Source organism: Anaerotruncus sp. 80, assembly GCF_009936115.1.
Classification (GTDB): Bacteria; Bacillota; Clostridia; order Peptostreptococcales; family Anaerovoracaceae; genus Senimuribacter; species Senimuribacter intestinalis.
Map to the genome: position 1 here is coordinate 12,126 of NZ_QWES01000024.1, position 16,155 is coordinate 28,280.

The 16,155-nt window shown below is 44.3% G+C and carries 14 protein-coding genes; 4 read left to right on the forward strand and 10 right to left on the reverse strand.

The genetic code is table 11. From position 1 onward, the window contains the following. Nucleotides 1-17 precede the first annotated feature (17 nt). The 3 genes from D1155_RS12195 to typA form a co-directional block, all read right to left on the reverse strand. A complete protein-coding gene (locus D1155_RS12195) occupies nt 18-3,461 on the reverse strand; it encodes a pyruvate carboxylase (RefSeq protein WP_160202732.1) in 3,444 nt (1,147 codons plus the stop codon). A gap of 92 nt (nt 3,462-3,553) precedes the next feature. Then, complete coding sequence (locus tag D1155_RS12200; protein WP_160202690.1) at nt 3,554-4,336, reverse strand: mechanosensitive ion channel family protein; 783 nt, start codon at nt 4,334-4,336, stop codon at nt 3,554-3,556. Nucleotides 4,337-4,339: 3 nt separating this feature from the next. Then, nucleotides 4,340-6,211: a translational GTPase TypA gene (gene typA / locus D1155_RS12205; protein WP_160202691.1), complete on the reverse strand. Its 1,872-nt coding sequence runs from the start codon at nt 6,209-6,211 to the stop codon at nt 4,340-4,342. A 202-nt stretch (nt 6,212-6,413) separates the two neighbouring features. Between typA and D1155_RS12210 the strand changes: the two genes are divergently transcribed. Further along, nucleotides 6,414-6,956 (forward strand): N-acetylmuramoyl-L-alanine amidase, encoded by a 543-nt coding sequence (locus tag D1155_RS12210; protein ID WP_160202692.1) that lies wholly within the window; start codon nt 6,414-6,416, stop codon nt 6,954-6,956. A 4-nt stretch (nt 6,957-6,960) separates the two neighbouring features. Here the strand turns inward: D1155_RS12210 and D1155_RS12215 are convergent, their stop codons facing one another. The 7 genes from D1155_RS12215 to D1155_RS12245 form a co-directional block, all read right to left on the reverse strand. After that, complete coding sequence (locus tag D1155_RS12215; protein ID WP_160202693.1) at nt 6,961-8,106, reverse strand: SAM-dependent methyltransferase; 1,146 nt, start codon at nt 8,104-8,106, stop codon at nt 6,961-6,963. A gap of 16 nt (nt 8,107-8,122) precedes the next feature. Next, complete coding sequence (locus D1155_RS12220) at nt 8,123-8,710, reverse strand: stage II sporulation protein M (RefSeq protein WP_160202694.1); 588 nt, start codon at nt 8,708-8,710, stop codon at nt 8,123-8,125. Nucleotides 8,711-8,723: 13 nt separating this feature from the next. Beyond that, nucleotides 8,724-9,515: an SDR family oxidoreductase gene (locus D1155_RS12225; RefSeq protein ID WP_160202695.1), complete on the reverse strand. Its 792-nt coding sequence runs from the start codon at nt 9,513-9,515 to the stop codon at nt 8,724-8,726. A gap of 3 nt (nt 9,516-9,518) precedes the next feature. Further along, complete coding sequence (locus tag D1155_RS12230) at nt 9,519-9,740, reverse strand: hypothetical protein (protein WP_160202696.1); 222 nt, start codon at nt 9,738-9,740, stop codon at nt 9,519-9,521. A gap of 26 nt (nt 9,741-9,766) precedes the next feature. Further along, on the reverse strand, nt 9,767-11,176 hold the full coding sequence (locus D1155_RS12235; RefSeq protein ID WP_160202697.1) for an RNA-binding domain-containing protein: 1,410 nt from the start codon (nt 11,174-11,176) through the stop codon (nt 9,767-9,769). A gap of 270 nt (nt 11,177-11,446) precedes the next feature. Next, on the reverse strand, nt 11,447-12,118 hold the full coding sequence (locus D1155_RS12240; protein WP_160202698.1) for a uracil-DNA glycosylase: 672 nt from the start codon (nt 12,116-12,118) through the stop codon (nt 11,447-11,449). Nucleotides 12,119-12,125: 7 nt separating this feature from the next. Continuing rightward, nucleotides 12,126-13,493: an MATE family efflux transporter gene (locus D1155_RS12245; protein WP_160202699.1), complete on the reverse strand. Its 1,368-nt coding sequence runs from the start codon at nt 13,491-13,493 to the stop codon at nt 12,126-12,128. Between the two features lie 128 nt (nt 13,494-13,621). Between D1155_RS12245 and D1155_RS12250 the strand changes: the two genes are divergently transcribed. The 3 genes from D1155_RS12250 (at nt 13,622) to D1155_RS12260 (ending at nt 16,147) form a co-directional block, all read left to right on the forward strand. Continuing rightward, complete coding sequence (locus D1155_RS12250) at nt 13,622-14,269, forward strand: DUF6873 family GME fold protein (protein WP_160202700.1); 648 nt, start codon at nt 13,622-13,624, stop codon at nt 14,267-14,269. Between the two features lie 561 nt (nt 14,270-14,830). Further along, complete coding sequence (locus D1155_RS16120; protein WP_160202701.1) at nt 14,831-15,871, forward strand: radical SAM protein; 1,041 nt, start codon at nt 14,831-14,833, stop codon at nt 15,869-15,871. After that, complete coding sequence (locus D1155_RS12260; RefSeq protein ID WP_160202702.1) at nt 15,872-16,147, forward strand: ACT domain-containing protein; 276 nt, start codon at nt 15,872-15,874, stop codon at nt 16,145-16,147. It abuts the gene before it with no gap. Nucleotides 16,148-16,155: the final 8 nt, after the last annotated feature.

Sequence of the window (16,155 nt, forward strand, 5' to 3'; positions counted from 1 at the left end):
ACTCCCGCCCATTGTTTTTAGTTTTCTTTCAGTTTGGCTACCAGTTCGCCTGCTTTAACCTGCTGGCCTTCGTGTACATAGATTGTGTCTACGACGCCCTTTGCAGTTGCCAGAATATTGGTTTCCATCTTCATCGCTTCGATGACTGCGATCGGCTGTTTTTCTTCTACCGCTTCGCCTTCCTTCACCAAAATCTTCAGGATATTGCCCGGGATATTGGCGCCGATTTCCATCGGATCGTCCTCGTTTGCAAAACGTGCAGTTGCGATGGAAGAAACAGCAGACTGCATATCTTCGTCCTTAATCTTAACGATTCTTCTGTTGCCGTTGACTTCAAATACCAAATCGCGGTTGCCTTCCGGATCTACGCCTCTGATTTCGTGCAGCTTGATGACCAACACTTTTCCTTCCTCCAGCTTGACTTCACAGGTTTCACCTTCGGAAAGACCGTGGAAGTAGATATCGCTGCCCATGTATCTAAAGTTCCCATCCTTTTTCAGGCTCTTGTGGTAGTCTTCAAATACTTTAGAGTACATTGCATAACTGATGATATCCTGCGGCGTTGCATCTATTCCCAGTTCATCTTTCAGATGCGCTTTGATTGCACCGAAATCTTCCGGCGGTAAAAGTTCACCAGGTCTGCAGGTAATCGGTGTTTTACCTTTCAGCACAACTTTCTGAATATCTTCTGGGAAACCGCCTTCTGGCTGCCCCATCATACCTTCAAAGTAAGATACAGTGGAATCCGGGAAGTCGATATCCTTACCCTTTTCAACGATGTTCTCCGGTGTAATGTCGTTCTGTACCATAAAGATTGCCAAATCGCCCACTACCTTGGAGGACGGTGTTACCTTGATGATATCACCCAGCATCTGATTTACTGTTTTATACATATCCTTTACTTCCTGGAACTTGTGTCCAAGGCCGAAGGATTCTACCTGCGGTTTCAGGTTGGAGTACTGCCCGCCAGGGATTTCATACTTGTAGATTTCCGCAGTGGAAGTCGCCATATCGGATTCAAAGTTCTTGTAAACCGGTCTAACATCCCTCCAGTATTCGGAAATCTTCTGAATACCGTCAAGATCTATGCCTGTATCTCTGCTACTGTTTTCAACAGCAGCAACCACAGAGTTCAGCGCTGGCTGAGAAGTCAGACCGCTCATACTGTTAAATGCTGCATCTACTACGTCTACGCCTGCCTGTGCAGCCATCAGAATGGTAGCCACACCGTTTCCACTGGTATCGTGGGTGTGCAGATGAATCGGCATATCCACCTCTTCCTTCAGCGCTTTCACCAGCTTATAAGCTGCCATCGGCTTGAGAAGACCGGACATATCCTTGATGCCCAGAATGTGAGAGCCTCTCTTCTCCAGCTCCTTTGCCATTCTGATATAGTAATCCAGATTGTATTTGGTTCTGGAATCATCCAGAATATCTCCGGTGTAGCACAGGCATGCTTCTGCAATTTTGCCCTGTTTCAAGGTTTCATCCAGAGCTACTTCCATACCCTGAATCCAGTTCAGAGAGTCAAAGATACGGAACACATCGATACCAGCAGCCGCAGACTGCTTGACGAATTCTCTGATTACATTATCCGGATAGTTCTTGTAGCCGACTGCGTTGGCCCCTCTGATCAGCATCTGGAACATAACATTAGGAATCTTGGCACGCAGCGTTTCCAGTCTTTCCCATGGAGATTCCTTGAGGAACCTGAAGGAAGTATCGAAGGTTGCACCGCCCCACATTTCGATGGAGAACAGGTCTTTGCCGTAAAGCGCCATTGCCGGTGCAATCTTTTCCATATCTACAGTTCTGACCCTGGTTGCCATCAGGGACTGCTGAGCATCTCTTGTCGTGGTATCCGTAATCAGCAGTTTCTTCTGTTCTTTGGTCCATTTTGCAACAGCCTCCGGTCCTTCCATGTCGAGAAGCTGCTTAGTTCCTTTCAACGTGTTGATTTCGGTCATCGGAATCTTCGGGAATACCGGCACGTCAAACTGCGGCTTGACGCCTTTTGTCTCATTGACGACTTTGTTTCCGATGAAGTTTAAAACCTTCAGTTCTTTATCATCAGCTTTTCTGATATTGAGCAGCTCAGGGTTAGCCCCGATAAAGCCGGTATCACAATCGCCCGCTTTAAAGGTAGGATGATTCAGTACATTAAGTAAAAAACCGATATTGGTCTTAACGCCTTTAATCTGAGTTTCACGCAGGGCTCTGATCGCCTTTCTGGTCGCGCCCTCAAAGGTATTGGAATATGCCGTAATCTTAACCAGTAAGCTGTCATAATATGGAGATACGACAGAACCGGTAAATCCATTGCCGCCGTCCAGACGAATGCCGTAGCCGGAAGCACTTCTGTAAAGTTCGATGGTTCCGGTATCAGGCGCAAAACCGTTGGCAGGGTCTTCTGTGGTAATTCTGCACTGAATCGCATTTCCTCTCATCTGAATATCTTTCTGGTTTCTGATGCCGACTTCGTCGGAATCAAGCGGATATCCTTCAGCGATGAGAATCTGAGATTGTACGATATCAATACCGGTTACCATTTCTGTTACGGTATGCTCTACCTGGATTCTCGGATTCATCTCGATAAAGTAGTGATTGCCATGTTTATCCAGCAAAAATTCAACTGTACCTGCACTTCTGTAGTTTACGGCTCTTGCGATTTTCAGCGCATCTTCGCAGATTGCCTTTCTCTTTTCCTCAGTCAGACACAGCGCCGGCGTAAACTCGATAACCTTCTGGTGTCTTCTCTGAATGGAGCAGTCTCTTTCGCAAAGATGTACTACATTGCCGTATTTGTCTCCCAAAATCTGCACTTCGATGTGCTTCGGGCTTTCTAAATATTTTTCAATAAAGATGTCGTCGATGCCGAAGGCTTTCTTCGCTTCGCTCTTTGCACTTCTATACTCCGGCAGCAGATCCTGCTCGTTTCTGACAATACGCATACCGCGTCCGCCGCCGCCGGCAGCAGCCTTGAGCATAATCGGATAGCCGCACTTCTGTGCAAACTCAACAGCTTCCTTTTCAGTTTGAATTGCCTTTTCTACACCTGGAATAGTAGGAACGCCTACCTTCATTGCGACCAGTTTGGACTGAATCTTGTCGCCCAGACTTCCCATCATCTTGTCAGTCGGTCCGATAAATTCGATGCCTGCGTTTTCACATGCCGCTGCGAACTCCTGATTCTCTGAAAGGAATCCATAGCCCGGATGAATGGCGTCTACACCCTTGGCTTTTGCTAGCTCGATGATTTCCTCGATGGCAAGGTAAGCCGCAACTGGCGCTTTACCTTTGCCAATCTGATAGGATTCATCTGCTTTGGTTCTGAACAGCGAATTCTTGTCTTCTTCTGAGTAAACTGCAACGGTTCTAATCCCCAGCTCGTTACAAGCACGGAAAATTCGAATTGCAATCTCGCCTCTGTTGGCGACCAGCACTCTCTTGAATTTTTTAATTTCTTTCATTTTTCTCTCCCATTCTCTCATCTCACAGGTTCAGAATTTTTCCGCCCCAGAGATGTATAAAAAAATTAAAATAATTTAAAAAACTATTGAATGATATGAATATCAACCTGGGGATAAGGAATCTCAATACCCGCCTGGTCAAAAGCAATTTTTACATTTTCCTCTAAATAATATTTTACATCAAAATAGTCCTCTGTGGAACACCAAACTTTCAAATCCATCAAAATCGCATGGTCTCCATGGGACGATACACCGATAACAAACTCCGGTTCTTTTTGCGCCTTGGGACAACGCTCAGCAACAGCAAGCAGGATTTCCTTTGCTTTTCCGATATCCGCCTGATAACTGATGCCAAAGGTACAGTCCACTCTGCGCATCTGTTCTCTGGAATAATTGGTTAAAATTGATGTGGTAATGGTCCCATTGGGAATGGTCACCACTTTATTGTCAAAGGTATGCAGCTTCGTTGTCAAAAGGTCGATGGCGTCAACCACACCTATAGTTCCGCTTACCTCTATGGTATCATCTTTGTTAAAAGGTTTGTTCATCAATATGATGATGCCGCCTGCCACATTGCCGAGGCTGTCCTTAAGAGCCAGCGCAATGGCAGCGCCGCCTGCGCCCAGCACTGCAACTAGTGATGCCGGACTAATTCCCAGCATCGGCAGCACCGATACGATTAGTACGATCCACAGAATAATCCGGGTAGATTTTAGAATAAATAAATACAATGCTTCATCCAGATTGGATCGCTCCAGTGCCTTTTTCTCAATCCGCAGAATAATGCGAATGGCAATCCAGCCAAGTAGGACGACGAGCAGCGTTGTTCCAAGATCTATTAAAAGTTCTATGTTTTTTTGAGACATATATTATCTCCCTGATCTTCTTCTTTCAATCTCGCGAAGCAGCTTTTTGCGCAGCCTGATATCATCCGGTGTAATTTCTACCAATTCATCGTCAGCAATAAATTCCAACGCTTCTTCCAAAGTGAAAGTTCTCGGCGGTGAAAGTTTAACAGCATCATCATTTCCCGCTGCACGCATATTGGTGGCTTTCTTCGCTTTGCAAGGGTTTACCTCCATGTCATCACTTCTGGAATTCATGCCTACAATCATGCCTTCGTAAACTTTGGTTCCTGGATCCACAAACATCTGCACACGCTCACTGATACTAGCCAGTGCGTAAGGAGTGCATACGCCCTCTTCAATGGCAATGGCAACGCCGTTGGTTCTGCCTGCAATATCTCCCTTGTATGCTTCAAAGGTAAGGAATCTGCGCTCCATAGTCCCCTCTCCGTGGGTGTCGTTGATAAATTCAGAGCGGTAGCCTAAAAGTCCTCTTGTCGGCACGTGATATTCCAGCTTGGAATAGCCGTTTTCGCCGGTCATCTGCACCATAATCCCTTTACGGAGATTCAGTTTAGAGATTACTGTTCCAGTATATTCATCAGGCACGCTGAGCACCACTTCTTCAATAGGCTCCAGCTTTTTACCCTGTTCATCTTTTCTGTAAATCACTTCCGGCTTGGAAACCGCCAGTTCATATCCTTCTCTTCTCATATTTTCAATAAGAATAGAAAGGTGCAGTTCCCCTCTGCCGGATACTTTGAAACTGTCAGTGGAATCTGTATCCTCCACCATCAGACCTACATTGACCTCCAGTTCCTTGTTCAGTCTTTCCCTGATATGTCTTGAGGTGACAAATTTGCCAACTTTTCCGGCAAACGGCGACTTGTTTACCATAAAATTCATAGAAAGAGTCGGTTCTTCGATGTGAATCATCTCCATCGGCTCAGGTTTTGCCACATCGCAGATAGTCTCACCGATAGAAATATCTGCAATACCGGAAACTACGACAATATCACCGCACTCAGCCTGCGGCACTGCTATCCGCTTAAGCCCTCTGTATACAAAGACCTGATTGACCTTTCTCTGTACAATCTGACCGTCTTCCTTTGCAACGGCTACAGTCTGCCCTTCCTTCAAAACACCTCTCGTGATTCTGCCGATGCCTAATCTTCCGATATAGTCATCGTAAGCCAGCGTGGATACCTGCAGCTGCAGCGGTTCTTCTCGCAAATCAGCATAAGGCTCGCAGTGCTCGATAATCGTGTCAAAAAGCGGCGTAATGTCAAGACCTGCAAATCCTGCCGGCGTGTGTTTCATTTTCACATCACCTTGTTCTACAGAAAGCCCCTCCGCCTCCTTCGGGTCACGAACCGCAATCCCCTGTCTTGCAATCCCGTAAAGAATCGGAAAATCAAGCTGTGTATCGTTTGCATTTAGATCCATGAAAAGTTCATAAACCTCATCCACGACCTCATCAATTCTTGCGTCTTTTTTATCTATTTTATTAATGAATAAAATCGGATTCAGCCCCTGTTCCAAAGATTTGCTCAGTACAAATCTGGTCTGCGGCATCGGTCCCTCGCTGGAATCCACCAACAAAATTACCGTATCCACCGTCTTCATAATACGTTCCACTTCTGAAGAAAAGTCCGCATGCCCCGGCGTATCTACAATATTAATCTTTACATCACCGTGCATCACAGAACAGTTCTTGGAATAGATGGTAATGCCTCTTTCCCTTTCGATGTCATCACTATCCATAACACAGTCAGCAACTTCCTCGTTTGCTCGAAATACTCCGCTCTGATTGAGAAACGCATCAACCAGGGTGGATTTCCCCGCATCGACATGAGCGATGACTGCTATATTAATTATCTTTTGTTTGTCTGTCATTTCATTACCTTCTTTTTTGAAAAAAATACTTATTAATTTTACCACGTTAACGCATCTTGTTCAATAGTTTGTGCAAGGTTTTTGTATTTTTTTGTTAAATTTTTATAATATTCATCTATATTTTTTGTGTATACAACTACAGTTCACCTTCCAGCGTTCTTTTGCATACTATAACGTATGATTAAATTTAGGAGGACTACTTATGCCTAGTGTTTTTTTAAGCCCCTCAACCCAGGAATACAACCTTTTTGTAAACGGCGGTACCGAGGAATACTATGCCAATCTCATCACCGATGCCATGATTCCTTATCTCAGAGCAAGCGGCATCACTTTTTCCAGAAACAATCCCGGCGGCACGGTGAGCAACTCTATCGCCGATTCCAATGCCGGAAACTACGATCTGCACTTTGCCATTCACTCCAACGCTGCACCGCCCAATCTTGCCGGCGCTATCAAAGGTCCCGACGTATATTATTACAGAGACTCCGCTGCCGGAAAAAGCGCTGCCGAAATTACCGCAAACAATCTAAAACAGATCTATCCAAATCCGTCTCTAGTCACTGCAGTTCCAACCACCACCCTGGCAGAACTGCGCCGCACAAAGGCTCCCGCCGTTCTGGTAGAGGTCGCCTACCATGATAACGTCGATGACGCTAACTGGATCAAAAACAATATCAACGCCATTGGACGCAACTTCGCACTTTCCATCGCCGATATTCTCGGCGTTCCTTTTGTAGAGGCCTGATGCTTCACAGCTGATCTATCGTAGGATTTACATGGTAAAAGTCACGCAGCGCTTCATACTGCCGCTGCGCTCTCTCTGCTCGGCTACTTCCTGCATTTGCATTCTTTACAGCCTTTATCATGATATTTCTTGCCGTATGCGCAAGGCTGGTAAATTCAATCATCGCTACATCATAGCCGCAGGCTTCCAGTTTAAGGCCGCGCAGACCGTCTGTCAGGTATTCTGTCAGGCGGTCTTTTAAAATTCCGTGTTTCAGCATAGGCTGATGGATTTCGCTCTTAATCTGAGAAAACAGCTCATGCTGGCAGCAAGGCACTGACAAGATTACCTTAGTATTCCAAGAAACTGCATTGATGAGTGCATAATCTGTAGCAGTATCACAAGCATGAAGCGTCACTACCATATCCGCATAGTCTGCGGTGTAGTCTGCAATATCACCCCGCAAGAACTGCAGTCCGTCGTATTGCAAATCTTCCGCAATTTTACTGCAGAACTGAATGACATCCTCTTTCAGATCCAGTCCGATAATTTCCACATCCCGCTCTTTCAAAATTTTCAAGTAGTAATAAAGCGCAAAAGTAAGATAAGCCTTGCCACAGCCAAAGTCAATGATTCGCAGCGTCCTGTCCTTTGGAAGAGACGAAAACACATCCTCTACGATTTCCAGATACCGGTTAATCTGTCTATACTTGCTGTAGTGTTTTTGTATCACATTTCCGTCTTTGTCCATAACTCCAAGGCGCACCAAAAAGTCGCAAGGTGTCTTTTCTGGAATAATCCGCCTCTTTTCTCTGTTGTGTTCCAGGGTTGGCATGCCTTTTGTGGCAGGCTTTGTGGTAATTCTCGGCTTTTCCGGCTTTGCTGCCAGCACTTGCAAATCCTCAGAAAGCGTAAAAATGTTTACTTGTTTAAATTCCTCTCGCACAAGACGCATCGCCAAAGCTGCCGCTTCCGACTCCGAAAGATTCTCGTGAGTCACCTTTTTTTCGAAGGTACGCTCTGCCTGAAAGCACGACTTTCCCGAAATCTTCAGTGGTCTGATGGTGACCTTTGTACAAGCAAGTGATTTTTTGCGCTTGCCGGAAAAGATCATCCGTACCAATTCACCCGTTGAAAATATATCGTTAAACAGTGTCTGCAATGTTTCCATTTTCTATAGTTCTCCTCTAGTTTATTCCTGTCAGATTCATCAGCTGCGGCGTCAAATAGCATTCAAGTACAGCTGCGACAATCAAAAGCGGTATTACGACCATCACAAAACCCTTAGCAATTCCATTGAGCTTAGGTAGAATTTTTTCATCCCTTGCCTTTCCGAAAATTTTCATGGTGAGGATTTTGCAAAGATAGATGCCCATAGCCATGGAAAGGAAAAAGGCTGGAAGTTCAAAAATCCCGTGAGGCAAAAGTCCAAATATAATAGTCTTGGTCAGACTGACCGCACCGCTTGACTGCACAATTCCCAGCAGTGCGCCGATCATCATTGCATTGGAAAGCAGCGCCCAAGCAGGTAGGAATATAAATGGGATGAATCCGATTCCTACACAGGTAGCACAAGCAAAAAGATTGCTGCGAAAAAGGGATAGAAGCGAAAGTGTTCCATCTTTTCCTGTCACAGCTTCTACGTTTGGCATATAAAGCGCCAGCGCACTCTGTGCATCTTGGCTGTTTTCATAAAAATAAAAGCTAAAAACTGCAGTCACCACGATGAACACGACTCCTACAGCCAAGGTCATTTTCAGTAGTTTTTCTCTCATAAGCATCTCCTGTTTATCCGTAAATCTTTGCCAGAATCCACAGCATGGAATTAGTTGGAAGAATTCTGTACAAAAGCCCCAGAAATTCATTAGAAAGTCCGACAATTTTGTGCGCAGGAAGTTTCTTTCGCCGAACTAGTGCGCATACAGTGTCCGCCACCTTCACAGGGCTCATGCCGTTTTGCTCAGACTGTTCCATCTTTGCAACCGATGCTGCGATCCTTCCTTTATAAGTATCATCGCCCTCTGCTGTCTTTACTCGATTTTCTGTAAACTCAGTTTTCACATCGTTGAGCATGACAGTACAAGTTTCCACACCAAAAGGCTTCATTTCTATACCCAGTGCATCACTAAAGGCATTCACCCCGGCTTTGCTGGCTGCATAATAGCTCTGGAACGGAATAGGAAAAATTGCCGCAAGAGAGGAAATAAAGATAATTTTTCCTCCACCCTGCGCTCTCATCCGGTAAGCCGCCTGCTGTGCGCAGGCGATAGCACCGAATACATTGACTTCAAATTGTCTGCGATAATCCTTTTCGCTGGTAAATTCCGCCGCACCGGAAATCCCCATGCCTGCATTGACAACCAGCAGATCAATACAACCTGCCTTTTCCTGCACTTTCTCAAAAGCAGCAGCCACGCTTTCCCTTTTCGTCACATCGCAGCTAATCCAATCTATTTCAGAAAGATTTGCACTGCTTCTTGCAAGCCCAAAGACCTGGTATCCATCTGCAAGCAACGCCTTTGCGATTTCCAGGCCGATGCCCTTGGACGCGCCGGTCACTACTGCACATCTATGTTTCATACGTTATTTCATCTCCCTTTTATCATCTGACTCCAGTTTGCGATAAATCTCTTTGCGTGCACCTCTTGTGCGAATCAGACTTCTCATCCAGAACACGATAAGTAGAATCAGGAAGAGCACGCCTGCATCCATACGCCACTGCAAACTCCCATCTAATAAATCTATGACTGCAATTATCGCTGCAATCACAACAACCATGATTAAATCTTTAATTTTCTTGTTCAACTTGCTACCTCATTTCAATTCTTCTCTTATTGCTCAGCGCCATATACCCCGATATAGATTCGATTTCGACCGCTTCCATGCTCACGCAGAAGCCCCTTCTCGCAAAGTCTTCTCAATAGCTGGTAAGCTTTTGTAGTTTTTATTTGTAAAAGAGACTCTGTTTCTTTTCGGGTAATAAAGCCCTTTGCTCTCACATGGCGTAAAATACGTTCCTCTTCTGTGGTATAAGGGATAGGCGCACCTTCTGAAGATGCATAAACGTATCTGATTTCCGGCATCTTAATACCCCCTAAAGCAAGTTCCTGCGCTTCATCACCGATTTGGTTCTTTTCATAAACTGTATCCTCATCAGAATTGCGGTTCGGAAGTGTTACTCGAAACGCGCCCTGTGCTGTCTCAATCTTTGGCTGTTTCGGCTCTTCCCTATACATCCGCATAATCTTGCTGATGCCTGTACCATAACTTTCAATCAGGCCCATCCTATAAAAAATTGAAGCCAAATTAGGATTTCTTGATTGAGAAACCCCTATAAGAATCGCTTCAAGGGATAACCCCTGCACCAGACCACCTAAAGAGATAAATTCTACACGATCCTCATAAATATTGACCAGCGTGCTTGCACTGAAAGCATAATCCCGATGTACAATGCAGTTGATCAAAGCCTCTCTGACTGCACCTTCTGGATAATCACGCCGATCAATTCTGTTTAATCCAGAAAAAGTGGCCTTTGTCTTATTACTCAAATCAATCAGTTCATACACACTGCGCAACTGCTTCAAAAGCGAACCAGAAAATTCTTTCCTGCTAAGAAAAACTTCCTTCTCCTTACCCTGAAAAATTGCGACTTTAATACTGTGTTCACACTGATCCGACAAGAGCTGCGCTAAGTTGGTGTAAAGACCGTCCTCTCCAATCAAATGCAGATTTCTCATCTGGGATATGCCAAACTCGATTTCTTTTTGCTGCATCTCAGCCTCTAACACAGAAAATGTAAGATTCTGCTCCATACTGCGGCTGTCCTCATAAGATTTACCGCTGCCGTCCAGTATCAGCTGTCTGATACCCTCATCACTAACGGGCAAACAGGCGCTGCCCTGCCTGATATAAACCCCCGAAGGTCGCAATCCCTTGCTCTTTAAATAATACGGTCTCCTAGTTCCCACCTGCACTTCAATCTCAACAACTGCTTTTCCTTCTATTTCAACGGTTCTAATTTGTACAAAAGGCATGACATCCGGCATAATCCCATCAGAAAGAGCACTGGAAACCTGTAACATCACCGCATCCGAATCATCTACCCCTCTTACACTTCCGTCATTTCTGATTCCAATATAAATGCTGCCTCCTTCTGCATTGGCAAAGGCAATGACTTCTTTCTTGATATCACCTGTGAAAACTTCTTTCCATTCCACGTCTATATTTTCAATCCGCTTCATCTCAGTTTCCCTCCTACAATAACTTCTTTCTTTTTATTATAACCAAAAAAACAAAAAATTCAACCGTAAAAGAAAGAAAAAGAAAGATTGTGAAATAAAAAATTCTATAACAAATGAAAAACAAGAGTCCATAAAGTCGCCAAGGACTACAGACTCCTGCTTTCTATGCATAAGTCTAATATTTTTTCTTTTCAGTGCATTAGAAAAAACGATTTTCAACAGAAAAAGGTTGCTTTATCGCAACCTTTTTGACTATAAAGATGGCCTGGTTTATTCCTTCAAATCCCAGTCGATAGCACTCTGCCCGCTGTCTTCCAAAAAAGCGTTAGCCTTTGAGAAATACTGTCCGCCGTAAAAGCCATTGTATGCAGACAGCGGACTGGGATGAGCTCCTGTCAGAATCAGATGATTCGAATTTGTGATCAGGCTTTGTTTTGACTTTGCATTACCGCCCCAGAGAATGAACACCATAGGTTTTTCTCTCTGGTTGAGAAGCCTGATAACCTGATCGGTAAATATTTCCCAGCCCTTTCCTTTATGGGAATTAGGCTGATGTTCACGTACGGTAAGGCACGTATTAAGCAGAAGCACCCCCTGCTCTGCCCATTTAACAAGGTAACCGTGATCCGGCGGATTGAGCCCCAAATCATCCTTTAACTCCTTAAAAATGTTCACAAGTGAAGGCGGCTGTTTGATACCCGGCCGTACGGAAAAGGACATGCCGTGAGCCTGCCCCGGACCATGATAAGGGTCCTGACCCAAAATCACCACCTTGACATCATCATAGTCTGTATACTTTAGCGCATTGAAGATGTCATGCATATCCGGATAAATAGTTTTGCTCCTGTACTCCGCAATTAGAAACTGCCGCAGCTTTTGATAATATTCTTTTTCAAATTCTCCTGCTAATATTTCGTCCCAGTGATTTCCTATATTTACCATAATGATTTCATCCCTTCTGCGGGTTTTCAAGACCCATTTCTTCATATCTGAGCCATCTGCCCTTTTTAATATAAATCAGCATCATAACAGCACCAATCATCCATGTAATTGGATATCCTAGAATCAGCAAATTCAGCTGATGCGCAAAGCTGAGACTGGCTTTAATCCAAATTACCCTGCAAACGCACAACGAGAAGATGGAAATGACCATACCCTCAAAAGTTCTTCCGACACCGCGAATTGCGCCGATGGCAATCTGCAGAATCGCTAAAACCCAGTAGAATGGATACATATACTTCATCATATAAATGCCTGTCTCGATAACCGCCTGCTCGCCAGTGAAAATCCGAATAATGTATGGACCAAAGACCAGCATCACAGCACCTGCAACCAATGCATAAGCAGTACCCATGCCGATGGACGTTTTCATACCATGCTTGATTCGGTCAACCTTCTGCGCACCGAAGTTCTGTCCGCAGAAGGTCGTTGCTGCCATGCTGATACTTAAAACCGGCAGCAGAATAAAGCCGTCTACTCTGTTAAATGCTGCATAAGACGCCATAACTGTAGCACCAAAACTGTTGACACTGGACTGTACGATGACATTGGACAGTGAAATTACAATGTTTTGTACACCTGTTGGCAGACCAATTTTTACAATCTTTGCCAGTAAATTGTCGTAAAAGCGAATCGCTTTGAAGTGCAGTTTATACATTTCATTGGTGCGCCGCAAAAACCGCAGAATAAAGAAACAGGAAATAGCCTGCGCAATATCTGTCGCAATAGCCGCCCCCACTACCCCCATTTTAAGTACTGCAACAAAGATAATATCCAAAATAGTATTAGATACCGCCGCAATAATCAGGTAAATCAGTGCACGTCTGGAGTTTCCTACGGCATTTAAAATACCCGCCAGCATGTTATAAATGACTGCAAAAAAATGCCCCGCAAAGAAAATCTGCAGGTATGCCTTTGCATCTGCAAACACCTCTTCCGGCGTATTCATCCAGCGAAGAATCCATGGTGTAGTCAGAAATCCTACGACTGACAAAATAATGCCTGCGCAGATGGCAATTGCCAAGGTAGTATGAATTGCCTTAAACACACCATCTTTATTCTGCGCACCATAAGCCTGAGAGGTCATTACTCCCGCACCTGCCGAAGCACCAATACAAAATCCGATAAGAAGCTGAATGATAGCGCCGCTTGCACCTACTGCTGCCAGCGCCTGACTTCCTACGATGTTGCCTACAATTACAGAGTCCACAATATTATAAAGCTGCTGAAACAGATTCCCTAAAATCAGCGGAATTGAAAAAAGGAGGATTTCCTTCCAGATTGTGCCCGATGTCATTAAAGTGTTATTTTTTTCCATTTGATATCTCCTTTCCTCTAAAGCGTTACTTTCATGTAAACACATTTTCAGGCATAAAGTCAAGAGGTTATGCAAAGAAAAAACAATCTCCTCTTTTTTTCTTTCTTTTTTCATGTTAGAATAGTTTCATGAATAAGATATATATTTCAAAAGACGCAAATGTCAGACTAAAAGAATACTTAGAAACACTGGGTTACAGTTTGGAATTTGTAACATCAGATGGCATTGTCGATAAGGCAATTTCCAGTCATCCCGACACTTTTCTGTGTAAAATGGGCGTTGAAACCAATTCGCCTATTTTTTTCGCTGCTGCAGAAGACCTAGGCAAAGATTATCCTGCTGATGTAAGTTTTAATGCTGCCTGCACCGGCAAATATTTTATTCACAACCTTTCCCTGACCAACGAAAAACTGCTTCTCGCAGCCAAGGAAATGGGCATGGTTCTTATCGATGTTCATCAGGGCTACACCAAATGCAGCACGGTTATCGTGGATGAAACCTCTATTATCACCTACGATGAGGGAATTATCAAGGCTTGCAGCCAGTATCCGGATATTTCCGTACTTCGGGTTGCCCCTGGATTTGTTCGCCTTGACGGCTACGATACCGGCTTCATTGGAGGCGCTAGTGGAAGAGTCGGCAAAGAAATCATCTTCCACGGCGATTTGTTCGGGCACCCGGATTTTTCTTCCATCTTGGATTTTATCGAAAAGCGTGGACTTGCCTGCAAATGGTTTCCGCAGTTTAAGCTGACCGATATCGGGTCGATTTTATGAGCATGCGGGCTGCTTTGCGCTGAGATTGCGCTGAGACGGACTGGCTTTCGCTACGCAAGGCTGGGTTCCTGGCTATGCCGCCGCTCTGGGTTCAGACGTTGACAAATTTCTTGGTTTTTTGTATTTTTGTCAACAAATGCAAAGAAAAGAATCAATTTTTTCATCATTTTAATGCATTACTTTGACAAAATTGACAGATTTCCATTATTTTGTCAATTTAGTCAATGTTTTCAACAAAAAACCATGACAAAATTGACAAATTTCTTGATTTTTGTCAATCCTGTCAATATTTGTGTAAAATATCGGGTTTCCAATCAAGAATATGCTTCATTTATTGACAAAAAACCTTAAATAATAGGAATTTGTCAATACACAAAAACAAACAAGAGAGCAAATACAATTTGCAAACCTTGCAGTATATTCCGGAGATATCAAAAAATGCGGAAGGATGCGCACCGTAGAAATCACAAAATCAAAGATTTTGGATTTTCTGGCGTTTGACCTGCCATCGACTTCAGGCAGAAACCAGGCTAGGACTTCATGTAATGGAGGTGAAAGAAAGTGAAAAAGCATGCCATTATCCCCATCTTCATCCCTCATAAAGGCTGTCCCAACGACTGTATTTTCTGCAATCAGAAAAAGATTACAGCAAGGCAGCATGCGCCGACAGAGGAAGATGTTGTAAGCACTATCGAAACCTGGCTCTCAACACTGGAACCTGCTGGCACAGAAACGATTGAAATCGCTTTCTTCGGCGGCAGTTTTACGGGGATTCCAATAGAGGAACAGTCTGCCTATCTCGCTGTCGCCAAACGCTACAAGGATGCGGGTAGAATTCACAAAATCCACCTGTCCACAAGACCGGACTACATCAACGAACATATTTTAGACAATCTGAAAGCCTACGGCGCAGATGTCATTGAACTGGGTGTTCAGTCCTTTGATGACGAAGTTCTAAAACTTTCTGGAAGAGGGCACGACAGCGCCATCGTATACAAAAGCGCTCAGCTGATCAAGGACTACGGTTTTGAACTGGGGATCCAGCTGATGATCGGGCTTCCGGGAGATTCCCTCGACCGCTGTATTTTTTCGGCAAAAGAGACTGTTAAAATCAGTCCCTCCATTGCACGGCTTTATCCGACGGTGGTGATACGGGATACCGCCCTTTACGACCAGTATCTTTGCGGTCAATACATACCGCTGACACAGGAAGAGGCGGTGCTTCGCACCAAAGAAATGTACAAAATCCTCACAAACGCCGGTATCAACATCATTCGCGTCGGGCTGAAAAGCACAGATATCATAAACGAAGACGGCGATATCAACAGCGAAACTTATCACCCCGCTTTCCGCCAGCTGGTCTTAAGCGAACTGGCAAAAGAGGCGCTGGAAGCGCTTTTATTGGAGACAATGCTTCCGCAAAGTGAGACTGTGAAGGTAGACTTTTACGCAAACGGTAAAAACTTCTCAAATATGGTAGGACACTGCGGCTGCAACAAGGCGTATTTCCGAGAGAAATACCCGAACCTGCGAATTTTATATAAGGTCAATGACGCACTTTGCGACCATCAATTTGAAATTAATATTAAAGGAGATAAATAAATGAAAGAAACATCAAAAGCTGTAGTTACAGTCATAGGAAAAGACATGGTAGGAATCCTCGCCAAGGTTTCCACTGCCTGTGCAAATGCTAACGCAAACGTAATCGAGGTAACCCAGTCCGTACTGGACAGTTTTTTCTGTATGGTTATGATTATTGACATTACCGAAACTTCCCTTTCAATCGATGAGCTGCAGAAGTCTATCGCTGAAGCAGTCCCTGCTATGCAGGTTCATGTCATGCACGAGAATATCTTTAACTCCATGCACAGAATTTAATGGAAGGA

Excerpts from the sequence above, each read along its gene's own strand:
- D1155_RS12215 (WP_160202693.1), bottom strand. The coding sequence starts at position 8,106 with ATGGAAACATTGCAGACACTGTTTAACGATATATTTTCAACGGGTGAA.
- D1155_RS12240 (WP_160202698.1), bottom strand. The coding sequence starts at position 12,118 with ATGGTAAATATAGGAAATCACTGGGACGAAATATTAGCAGGAGAATTT.
- D1155_RS12245 (WP_160202699.1), bottom strand. The coding sequence starts at position 13,493 with ATGGAAAAAAATAACACTTTAATGACATCGGGCACAATCTGGAAGGAA.
- D1155_RS12220 (WP_160202694.1), bottom strand. The coding sequence starts at position 8,710 with ATGAGAGAAAAACTACTGAAAATGACCTTGGCTGTAGGAGTCGTGTTC.
- D1155_RS12260 (WP_160202702.1), top strand. The coding sequence starts at position 15,872 with ATGAAAGAAACATCAAAAGCTGTAGTTACAGTCATAGGAAAAGACATG.
- D1155_RS12225 (WP_160202695.1), bottom strand. The coding sequence starts at position 9,515 with ATGAAACATAGATGTGCAGTAGTGACCGGCGCGTCCAAGGGCATCGGC.
- D1155_RS12200 (WP_160202690.1), bottom strand. The coding sequence starts at position 4,336 with ATGTCTCAAAAAAACATAGAACTTTTAATAGATCTTGGAACAACGCTG.
- D1155_RS12250 (WP_160202700.1), top strand. The coding sequence starts at position 13,622 with ATGAATAAGATATATATTTCAAAAGACGCAAATGTCAGACTAAAAGAA.
- typA (WP_160202691.1), bottom strand. The coding sequence starts at position 6,211 with ATGACAGACAAACAAAAGATAATTAATATAGCAGTCATCGCTCATGTC.
- D1155_RS12235 (WP_160202697.1), bottom strand. The coding sequence starts at position 11,176 with ATGAAGCGGATTGAAAATATAGACGTGGAATGGAAAGAAGTTTTCACA.
- D1155_RS12210 (WP_160202692.1), top strand. The coding sequence starts at position 6,414 with ATGCCTAGTGTTTTTTTAAGCCCCTCAACCCAGGAATACAACCTTTTT.